9 protein-coding genes and 1 pseudogene are annotated in these 10,255 nt (G+C 70.4%); 4 read left to right on the forward strand and 6 right to left on the reverse strand.

Annotated elements, in window-relative coordinates; all coding sequences use genetic code 11:
- Positions 1–692 (reverse strand): TraB/GumN family protein (locus tag RMO04_RS17370; protein WP_309646026.1); only part of this gene is annotated, 692 nt, incomplete at its 3' end.
- 74 nt (positions 693–766) lie between these two features.
- Between RMO04_RS17370 and mutL the strand changes: the two genes are divergently transcribed.
- A complete protein-coding gene (gene mutL, locus RMO04_RS17375) occupies positions 767–2,614 on the forward strand; it encodes a DNA mismatch repair endonuclease MutL (RefSeq protein WP_309646027.1) in 1,848 nt (615 codons plus the stop codon).
- A gap of 4 nt (positions 2,615–2,618) precedes the next feature.
- On the opposite strand, the gene RMO04_RS17380 is transcribed toward mutL, so the two are convergent.
- From RMO04_RS17380 to RMO04_RS17390, 3 genes are all read right to left on the reverse strand, one after another.
- Positions 2,619–3,197 (reverse strand): GDYXXLXY domain-containing protein, encoded by a 579-nt coding sequence (locus tag RMO04_RS17380; protein WP_309646028.1) that lies wholly within the window; start codon positions 3,195–3,197, stop codon positions 2,619–2,621.
- On the reverse strand, positions 3,194–4,249 hold the full coding sequence (locus RMO04_RS17385) for a DUF2157 domain-containing protein (protein ID WP_309646029.1): 1,056 nt from the start codon (positions 4,247–4,249) through the stop codon (positions 3,194–3,196). The genes RMO04_RS17380 and RMO04_RS17385 overlap by 4 nt, the downstream gene beginning before the upstream one ends.
- Before the next feature lie 150 nt (positions 4,250–4,399).
- Positions 4,400–6,013, reverse strand: a complete 1,614-nt coding sequence (locus RMO04_RS17390) for an ATP-binding protein (RefSeq protein ID WP_309646030.1) — start codon at positions 6,011–6,013, stop codon at positions 4,400–4,402.
- A gap of 384 nt (positions 6,014–6,397) precedes the next feature.
- Between RMO04_RS17390 and RMO04_RS17395 the strand changes: the two genes are divergently transcribed.
- Entirely contained in the window at positions 6,398–6,673 is a 276-nt protein-coding gene (locus tag RMO04_RS17395; protein ID WP_309646031.1) for a YjhX family toxin, read from the forward strand.
- Here RMO04_RS17395 and rsmD read toward each other — a convergent pair.
- Positions 6,656–7,231, reverse strand: coding sequence for a 16S rRNA (guanine(966)-N(2))-methyltransferase RsmD (gene rsmD, locus RMO04_RS17400; RefSeq protein ID WP_309646032.1), 576 nt, complete (start codon positions 7,229–7,231; stop codon positions 6,656–6,658). The two genes, RMO04_RS17395 and rsmD, sit on opposite strands and share 18 nt — an antisense overlap.
- A 167-nt stretch (positions 7,232–7,398) precedes the next feature.
- Here rsmD and RMO04_RS17405 point away from each other — a divergent pair.
- A pseudogene (locus RMO04_RS17405) lies at positions 7,399–8,034 on the forward strand (enoyl-CoA hydratase/isomerase family protein); the annotation flags it as partial.
- Here the strand turns inward: RMO04_RS17405 and RMO04_RS17410 are convergent.
- Positions 7,988–9,868, reverse strand: a complete 1,881-nt coding sequence (locus RMO04_RS17410) for a pseudouridine synthase (protein WP_309646033.1) — start codon at positions 9,866–9,868, stop codon at positions 7,988–7,990. The pseudogene RMO04_RS17405 and the gene RMO04_RS17410 sit on opposite strands and share 47 nt — an antisense overlap.
- A gap of 12 nt (positions 9,869–9,880) precedes the next feature.
- On the opposite strand from RMO04_RS17410, the gene RMO04_RS17415 reads away from it, so the two are divergent.
- Positions 9,881–10,255 (forward strand): nucleoside deaminase (locus RMO04_RS17415; protein WP_309646034.1); only part of this gene is annotated, 375 nt, incomplete at its 3' end.

A 10,255-nucleotide genomic window follows, 5' to 3' on the forward strand; every position in this document is an offset into this window, starting at 1 on the left:
CTTCGCGCGCCGCCGGGACCCGCCTCCATCTCCTCCAGGGCGTCCTCCAGACAATCCCGCTGCGGGCCGGCGCCCATCTTCGCGGCCTGTCCCAGCACTGGGCCCAGGGACAGCGAGCGGCTCTCGGTCTTGATCTTCCGCGCCTTGGCCAGGCGCGCCACGGTCTTGCCGGGATCGGCGGCGGTCAGCTTCACGCTCTCGCGGTAGTCGCCCACCAGGATCAGGCCGACCAGCAGCTCGTTCTTATAGCTGTAGCGCTTGGCCGGTTGGCCGGCCGCCTCGCGCGCGGCGACGAAACGCCGCCGAATGTCGACCGGCATCCTGTCCTCCGCCGGACCGCCCTTCAGCCGCGCCCATTGGATGGCCAGACCCGGCACGCTGAGGATGCTGATGCTGATGCTGTTGAAGGGCAGGATCACGGTGTGGGCGCCGGTCAGGCGCCGCTCCAGCACGCCCTGGTCCCAGGCCTGCCCCTTGGGCAGCACGCCCGGCGCGCCCATGACAAAGACCGTGGTGTCGGCATCGGAGACCCGCCACCAGGCCGGGCCTTTGTCGATGGCGGTGACCACCAACTCCTCGACCAGAACCGCGTCCGGATCGAGGGGATCGGGGATCGGTGTCACCTGGGCCGAGGCGGGAAGCGCCAGGGCGAGGGTCAGGCAGCCAAAGGCCGTCAGCTTGGCGAAACTCATGGTGCTCCTTCCGGACGCCCCCCCGGAATCGAACTATATAGGTTGGACACAGACATCGCGTCCAAAGCTTGACCATGCCAATCCGCCGCCTTCCGCCGGAAACCGTGAACCGCATCGCCGCCGGCGAGGTGGTGGAACGGCCTGCGAGCGCGGTCAAGGAGCTGGTGGAGAACGCGCTCGACGCCGGAGCGCGTTCCGTCGAGGTCCAGGTCGACGGCGGCGGCCTAACTCGCATCCTGGTGGCCGACGACGGACAGGGTCTCTCGCCGGGCGAACTTCCCCTGGCGGTGGAGCGGCACGCCACCTCCAAGCTCAGTCCCGACGCGGCCGGCGACTACGACCTGCTGCGCATCTCCACGCTCGGTTTCCGGGGTGAGGCCCTGCCGTCAATTGGCTCGGTGGCGCGGCTCACGATCTCGTCGCGGGCCAGGGGATCGGGCGACGCCCACGCGATCCTGGTGGAGGGCGGCGCCATGAGCGCGGTGACGCCCTCGGGCTTCCCCGGTCCGCACGGGGCGCGGGTCGAGGTGCGCGACCTCTTCTACGCCACCCCCGCCCGGCTGAAGTTCATGAAATCCGAGCGTTCGGAAGCCATGGCCATCGCCGAGGAGATCAAGCGCCAGGCCATGGCGCACGAGGCGGTCAGCTTCGCCCTAGATATCGACGGCCGTAGGGTCCTGCGCCTGCCCGCCGAGAGCAAAGGGCCGGAGGGTCGCCTAGCCCGCCTGTCGTCGATCATGGGCCGGGAGTTCGCCGAGAACGCCATCGCCATCGATCAGGAACGAGACGGGGTGCGGCTGTCGGGTTTCGCGGGCCTGCCCACCTACAATCGCGGCAACAGCGCCCACCAATACCTGTTCGTGAACGGCCGGCCGGTGCGCGACCGCTTGCTGCAAGGAGCCCTGCGCGGCGCATACGCGGACTTCCTGGCCCGCGACCGCCATCCCCTGGTGGCGCTCTATCTGGAGCTGGACGGGACCCTGGTGGACGTCAATGTCCACCCGGCCAAGGCCGAGGTGCGGTTCCGCGATCCGTCCCTGGTGCGCGGCCTGATCGTGGGCGGCCTGCGCCACGCCCTGGCAGGCGCGGGGCACCGGGCCTCCACCACGGTGGCCTCCGAGACGTTGAGCCATATCCGGCCCGGCTGGTCGCCCCAGGCGCAGCCTTCCGCCCAGGGCTTCTCCGCCTGGCAGATGGGCGGCTGGACCTCGGCGCTCCAGGCGGCCCAGGCCATTCCCGGGCTCACCGAAGTGTCGGCCCGCGCCGAACCCGAGACATGGAATGCGCCCTACACCGGCCTGCAGGAAGCGCCCGCGCCGTCCGTCGTGTTCGACCCCGTCGACTTCCCGCTGGGCGCGGCGCGGGCCCAGGTGCACGAGACCTATATCGTCGCCCAGACCCGCGACGGCGTGGTGATCGTCGACCAGCATGCCGCCCACGAGCGGCTGGTCTATGAGCGGATGAAGGTGGAGATGGCCGATGGCGGCGTCGCCCGCCAGGTGCTGCTGCTGCCCGAGGTCGTCGAGCTCGACCCCGCCGAGGCCGACCGGGTCGTGAGCCGCGCCGTGGAACTCCAGGCGCTCGGCCTGATGGTCGAGGCTTTCGGACCCGGCGCCGTGCTGGTGCGCGAGACGCCTGCCCTGCTGGGCGAGACCGACGTCGCCGGTCTGGTCCGCGACATCGCTGACGACCTGGCCGAGAACGGCCAGGCCCTGGCCCTGCGCGAGCGGCTGGAGGAGGTCTGCTCGACCATGGCCTGCCATGGCTCGGTGCGGGCGGGACGGCGGCTCACCGCGCCGGAGATGAACGCCCTGCTGCGCCAGATGGAGGCGACGCCCCATTCCGGCCAGTGCAACCACGGGCGGCCCACCTATGTGGAGCTGAAACTGGCCGACATCGAGCGGCTTTTCGGGCGCCGGTAGGGCCTCACCACCAGGTCAGGTCCGTGCGCTTCCCGTCGAGGATCACACCCTTCAGCCGGGCGCGGCCGTCCTCGCCCACCGACACGACGGCGAAGGCCGGAACGGCCTGGCCGCCCCCCCGGGCGCGGAGCACTTTCTCCATGGCCTCCGCCTCCGCCTGGTCGGCGTGGAACCGGTCGACGCCGACATCCAGGGTGACGGCGTTCGTCTCCACGTTGGCGACCATCATCCGTGTACAGAGGACGCCACCCCGGACGGCCAGATCGCCTCCGCTCGCCAAGGCGGCCTCCCGCGTGTCGCCTTGGCCGACGAAGCCTCCGTCGGCGGCGCGCAGGGCCAGCCACCCCCCATCGTCGAACGGCTGGGTTCGGGTGGGACAGGGGCGGCCCGGGGCCAGCCGCTGAGTCATCTGCAGCGCCACATAGTGGCCGGTCAGCAGGTCGCGCGGATCGAAGGCCTCCATCGGCAGGGCGACCTCGCGGCCCGCCGCCCGGGCGCGATCCTCGGTGACGACCAAGGCCACCAGCATGGCGGTCAACAGCAGGCCCGCGGCGGCGATGCGGAGGGGAAAGTGGCCGATCATGCCTTGGCCCTCCCACGGATCGCGAAGCCGGCGACCAACGCGATCAGGGCGCAGGCGGCGAACAGCCCAGCGGCGGTCATCAAGCCCAGGCCGAGGTCGAAGAGGATCGCGCAGACCGCCGCGATCATCGCCACGACGCCCGCGGCGGTGAGCATCGACTGGCGATCATGCATGCCCAGCGCGATGGCGCCGCCGGCCAGCACCAGCCAGGCCGCGCGATGGGCGACCAGCAGGCCGCCCTTCAGATCATCCAAGCCCGAGACCCCGAACAGCAACAGGGCGCCCCAGACGAACCACAGCATGAAGATCACCGCCGTCCGGCGATCCGACACCTGCCGCGCCGCGCCCGCCAGAACGGCCAGCAGCGCGCCGCCGACCAGGAAGCCCGCCATGCCCCAGTTCTTCTCGTAGAGCGCGATCACCGCCAGCAAGCCGGCGATCAGGGCCAGGCTCGCTGCATGGGCCAGGGGCCTGGAATTCCATAGCCAGGCCATGCCCAGCCCGACCGGGGCCGCGAAGATCAGCCAGCGCGTGTTCCCGCCGTCGAACCTGCCCGCGAACTCGCCAAAGCCCAGCAGAACCAGGGCGACAACGCCGGCGCCGCTGGAGCGCCCCGCGATGGCCAGCAGGCCCGCGGCTAGGCCGGCGCCCCGCAGGGCCCTTTGCGGATCGCCCGCGATGTCGAAGATCTGCCCCGTCAGCCCGATGGCGGCGGCGTAGATCAGGCCCGCGACCATCAGCAGGGTGTTGGTCAGGATCGGCCGGGCGTCGCCGCGGGAGGTCCAGGCCGCCGCGCCGGTCACCCCCAGGAAGACCCCCAGGATCAGGCCGAAGCGCGCCAGCCTAGGGATCTCGTCCCAGTTGGCGGCCACGAAGGCGATGGCGGCGATCCCCAGCAGCAGGGCCCCGACCACGCCCAGCGCCACCGAGGCGTCGACCCGGCGGCCGTCAGCGACGCTGGCCAGGATGGGCGCGCGGTTCTCCGCCGGCACCAGGCCGTCCGCGATCCACCGATCCAGATCCCGTTGCAGTCGAGCCTTGTAGCCCGCCATCCACGCCTCCCGCGTCCGCCCGGACCCTCGCCCAGGCGGACGGGCAGCGCAACCTCAGGCCCGTTCGCTGACCGTGCAGACGCTCATCTCCTCCTCACCGGTTCACGGAGGCGATAGGCGGCTCTCACCTGACATGAGGGTCATGCCCCGTCAGGCGGCGGCGACGTCACGAGCTTCTTCGGCGAACAGGTCGTTGATGGCGGCCAGCAGCCGCTCGGCCTTGATCGGCTTCTCGACAACCCCGTCCATGCCCTGGGCGAGATAGTTGGCCGCGTCCCACGGGTCGGCGTTGGCGGTGAGCGCCAGGATCGGGATGCCGGCGACCGATCCCGCCATCCTGCGGATCTTGCGCGTGGCGCCCACACCGTCGAGATGGGGCATCTTGATGTCCATGAGGATCAGGTCGAACCGGCCGCTCGCCGCGGCGGCCACCGCTTGCGCGCCGTCCTCAACGCTCTCGCTGGTGCAGCCGAACATGCCGCACAGGGTCTCGGCCACCAGCCGGTTCGTGGCGTTGTCGTCGGCGATCAGCACGTGCAGGCCGCCCGCGGCGCCTTGGCCCAGGTCCGGCTCGGCGGCGATCTCGGCCTCGGTGGGCGGCGGGACGTCGAACAACGGGAACTCGAATCGGAAGGTGCTCCCGGCGCCGGCGTTGCAGCGGGCGCCGATGGTTCCGCCCATCTGCTGCACGAGCTGCTGGCAGATGGAGAGGCCCAGACCCGCGCCGCCTTCGCGCACGCCGGCCTCGGTCTGGCTGAAGGGCTGGAAGATGTTGGCCAGCCGATGCTCCGGCACCCCGACGCCCGTATCGCGGACAGCGCCCTCGAGGTGGACGTGGACGTCGTTGCGCCGGACCTTCAACACCACCTCCACGCCGCCGCGATAGGTGAATTTCAGCGCGTTGCCGATCAGGTTGTTGAACACCTGCTTGATCCGGACCCCGTCGCCCAGCGCCCACTGATTGGGCGGGCCGTCATAGGCGAAGGTGAGGCTCAGGTTCTTCTGTTCCGCGCGCGCCGTCCACAGGGCGGCCAGGTCCTCCAGCAGCGCCGGCACGCAGAAGCCATCCTCGGCGAGCACCAGCTGGCCGGCGTCGGCGCGGGTCAGGTCGAGCGCGTCGGTGAGCAGCCGCAGTAGGGTCTGGCCGGAGTCCTGGATGGTGGTCACGTAGGGCTTCAGCTCGGTGTTGGCGAGCTTGCGCTGCAGGATGTCGGCGATCGCCAGCACACCGTTCAGCGGCGTGCGGATCTCCTGGCTCATCACCGCCAGGAACTGTGACTTGGCGGTGAGCGCGGTCTGGGCCTCCAGCCTGGCCTGGTTGAGGGTCTCGGCGAGACGGGTCATCTCCTGGGCGTGGGCGCGATTGGCCGCGCTGGTCGCTTGCAGAAGCGAGAGGGTCGAACCCACACCGGCGTAGCGCCCGCCGTTCAGCACCACGAAGCCCTTCATCACCTCGTCGGCGCGATCGGCCAGCACCTCGCCGCAGAACTCGGCGACGGGGGTGTCGCCGTCGGCGACCAGGGGACTGGCGTTCATCAATAGCGAGATCGGGCGAAGCGCGTAGAGCGCCCGCCCATAGTGGGCGGCCATGGCCACGAAGAAGGCGTTGCGCTCCACCAGGCCGACGGGGCGGCCTTCGGCGTCGACGACGGCGATCGCAAGGGTCTCCGGCTCGGCCTGAAAGCGGTCGTAGACGTCCTGTCCCAGGGTTTCGGGTGCGATGGGCGCGATGGGCTGGATCAGGTCTAGGAGAGTGGCGGTCACGGGGGGAGCCTTCCGCTGTTCAAGCGAGGCAATAGACAAACTCAACTAATGATGGGTGAATCTTACTTCAGGATGTTCGACCTTGACCTCCAATTTCTGTTATAAAATCGTCATCTAACCGTCATATTTCCAGACTTCACGCTGGCATCAAATGAAACTCAAGTAATCGATGCGCCGTCACTCTCGGACTGGACGATCTCACTAAGCTTCGGCATGATCGAGCCGTCCAGACCCCACGAGGAGTTCATGTCTGAGATTGCGTTCGAGGCCCGGGCCTAACCGCCGAACCGGCGTCCTCGTCTGAAATCGGCTGTCAGGTCCGCATCGTCCGCGCCCCTCTTCAGGAGCGGGCGCGTCGTTCCACGCCTGACCTCGGACAATTCAGTGAACATATCGAAAGCGCAGCAACGGACGCTGCACGCCCTCGCCCAGGGCGGAACCATCGTGCTCGAACGCGACGAGCGGGGGCGGATCGTCGCGGCCTTTTGCCAGACTCGCGACGGCTGGTCGTTGGCCGACTGCGACCTGCTGGTCTTCAAGGCCTTGCGCAAGAACGGCCTGATCGTCAGCCGGGGCGGCGGTCCCTACCGGATCAACCGCGAGGGGCTGGCCAACCTTCGCAGCCAGCTCGACAACCGGACTTCAAGCCGCTTGTGGTGAGTACCGGAGAAAGTGGACGCGCGCGGCGCCGTAGTCGCGCGCGTCCAGCTTCTCGAAGCTTTCGACCGAGAATTCAGCCTTGTCGGAACCGCGCTCGAAAACGATCAGGGCGCCGGGCGCCAGCCAGCCGCCGACGGCGAGCTTGGCGAGCGCGATCTCGCCCAGGCCCTTGGCGTAGGGCGGATCGAGGAAGGCGAGGTCGAAGGCCGGACCATCCGCGCCGGGACGGACGCCCAGGTCGGTGGCGTCGCGGCGATGCACCCGCGTGCGGCCGAACAGGGACAGCGCGTCTACGTTCTCTCGAATGGCGCCGCGGGCGGCTTCGTCGGTCTCCACGAACAGGCAGAAGGCCGCCCCGCGCGACAGGGCCTCGAACCCCAGGGCGCCCGAGCCCGCGAACAGGTCGATGACCCGCAGGTCACGCAGGCCGGGCGACCAGGCCGCGTGCTCCAGGATGTTGAACACCGCCTGGCGGGCGCGGTCTGAGGTCGGCCGGGTGTGGTCTCCAGCCGGCGCCGCCAGGGCCTTGCCGCGAAATTCTCCCGAGACGATGCGCAACAGAAGCTCCTTGCCGATTCGCCGCGACCTTGCCGCGCCGTTCCTTGCGATCCAAGCTCGCATCCCATCAAGAACGATACGGACGGGAGGACGCGATGGCCCTGGTGAGCGTGGAAAACAAGGCCGGGACGGCGGTGATCACCTACGCCAACCCGCCGCTCGGGACCATGACGGCCCAGGGGTCCGTCGAGATCCTGGCGGCCTTCGAGGCCTGCGTCGCCGACGACGGCGTCCGGGTGGTGGTGCTGACGGGCGGCCTGCCGGGCATCTTCGTGCGCCACTACGACGTGGGCGAGTTGTCGAACATGAGCGACAACATCGGCGCGGCGGCGCCAGCACCGACCTCGGCCGCGCCGCCGCCCAGGCCCGGCGGGGCTTTCGGCGCGTTCATCGACCTGATCGCCAGCGCGCCCAAGCCGGTGATCGCGGCGATAAATGGCCTGTGCATGGGGGGCGGGTTCTAGATCGCGCTGGCGTGCGACCTGCGGATCGCCGCCCTGGACGCCGGCGCCATCGGCCTGCCTGAGACCCGCGCCGGCATCTTCCCCGGCGGCGGCGGCACCCAGCGCCTGCCGCGCGTCATCGGCGAGGCCAAGGCGCTGGAGATGATCCTGATGGGCCGGGTGGTGAACGGCGAGAAGGCCGCAGAGATCGGCCTGGTGCACGAGGCGGTGGCCGATCCCCTGGCGCGCGCGCTGGAGATCGCCGCCGAACTCAGCTCACGCGGAAAGGACGGCCTGGCCTACGCCAAGCGCCTCACCCGCGCCGCTTTGGACCGCCCCCTTTCGGAGGGCCTGGCGGACGAGCGCCGGAGCTTCGTGGAGGTGCTGAAGACCGACTCGGCGCGCGAGGCCCTGCGGGCCGCGCGTCCGCCCTCGGCGATCCAGGACCTTTAGGCGGCGGTCGCGGACTGTCGGCGTTGCGGCCGCGATAGGGCGACGGCTTGCCCTCGACGCGCGGCGCGTCGGAGCGCGGCGGTCGGGGACCGTCGAACGACTTGCCGCCGTCCTCGCGCCTGGGCCCAGGCTTGTAGTCAGGACGCGGACCGCGCGGCGGGCCATCGGCCCGGGGCGCACGGGGGCGATCCGCGGAAGGTCCACCTTCGCGTTTCGGACCCGCCTTGTAGTCCGGGCGCGGCCCGCGTGGCGGCGCATCGGAGCGCGGCGGACGCGGGCGGTCCGTACCCGGCCCACCTTCGCGTTTTGGTCCAGCCCTATACTCGGGGCGCGGCGCATCAGAACGCGGCGGGCGCGGACCGTCGGAGGCGTAGGCCCGCTTGGGACCTTCGCCGCGCGGCGGACGGTCGGGGCCACGAGGGCCGCCTTCGCGCTTCGGTCCGGCCGGACGCGGCTTGTCGGAGGCGTAGGAGCGGGGCCGGTCGCTGGAGGCGCCTTCGCGCTTGGGGCCGTTCTTGAAATCGCGAGTCGGGCGCGGGCCGTCGGCCGAGTAGGGACGGCGGTCGATCAGGGTCGAGCCCTTGGATTTCGGGCGGCCCGCCGGTCGGGGGCCGCTGGACCTCGGCGGCGGCGCGGAGGGCGCCAGCGGCGCGCCGGGGCTGAAGGTGCGGATACCACCGGGCTTGTCGGCCACCAGGCGCGACGAGCGGGCGCGGGGCGCCAGGGGCACTTCGCCATGCGGCTTGGCCGGCGTGGCCGACGAGGCTTCGACGTCCGGGCGCGGCGCGCGCTTGCGCTGGCCAGCGTGGACCTTGACCTCGATCTTGGGCGTGGCCCAACCGCTCTTGTAGACTGCCTTCTTCTTGGGCTCCGGGGCGCCGGTCCCGCCAGCGGGCGTCCGGCGGCCGCCGCTGGAGCGGCCGGCCTTGTCCACGAACAGCGGGCGGTCACCCTCCGGCAGGTTGGCGGGGGCGATGTATTCGGAGAGCTGCTCGCGGATCACGCGCGGCCCGACTTCCTCGACCTGGCCCATTTCCAGGGTCCCGAGGGCGAATGGACCATAGGACAGGCGGATCAGCCGGCCGACCGTCAGGCCGATGGACTGCATCACCCGGCGGACTTCGCGGTTCTTGCCCTCGGCCAGGGTGACCGTGATCCAGATATTGGCGCCCTGGGGGCCTTCCTTGGCCTTATCGATCTTGGCTTCGATGGGGCCGTAGGTGACGCCTTCCACCGTGACGCCCTCGGCCAGCTTGTCGAGTTCGGGCTGTGTGATCCGGCCACGGGCTCGAACGCGATAGCGGCGCACGACGCCGTTGGCGGGGCTTTCCAGGGCGCGAGCCAGTTCGCCGTCGTTGGTGAGCAGCAGCAGGCCTTCGGAATTGATGTCCAGCCGGCCGACCGAGATCAGCCGCGGCAGACCGGCGGGCAGGTGGTCGAACACCGTGGGCCGCCCCTGCGGGTCCTTGTGGGTGGTCAGCAGGTCGACGGGCTTGTGGTAGCGGAACAGGCGCGTGGGCTCGGCCTCGTTCACCACCTTGCCGTCCACGGTGAGGACATCGCCGGCCTCCACCTTGACGGCGGGCGTGGTCAGCACCTCGCCGTTGAGGGCGACGCGGCCGGCCTCGATGAGCTTTTCGACGTCTCGGCGGGAGGCGACTCCGGCGCGGGCCAGTGCTTTTGCGACGCGCTCACCTTGACCGGGAGCCGTCTCGTCGTTGTCTTGGGGGTCGTGGATCATGATCGCCGCACCATGCGCATCGCGCTTCAAGCCGCGCAAGACGCCGCCGCACGCGGCGAAACGCCCGTGGGAGCCGTCGTGGTCGATCCGACGACCGGTGAAGTGGTCGCGATCGGCGCAAACGGACCCATCGGCGCGCACGATCCCACGGCCCATGCGGAGATCGTCGCCCTGCGCGCCGCGGCGGTGAAGCGAGGCAATTATCGGCTCACCGACCTGACCCTGGTGGTGACGCTGGAGCCTTGCGCCATGTGCGCCGGCGCCATCAGCCACGCCAGGATCGGGCGGCTGGTGTTCGGGGCGGAGGACGCCAAGGGCGGGGCGGTGGTGCACGGGCCGAAGTTCTTCGAGCAGCCCACATGCCACTGGCGGCCCGAAGTGGTCGGC

This window comes from Phenylobacterium sp., assembly GCF_031412415.1.
In the GTDB taxonomy this organism is placed as follows: Bacteria; Pseudomonadota; Alphaproteobacteria; order Caulobacterales; family Caulobacteraceae; genus Phenylobacterium.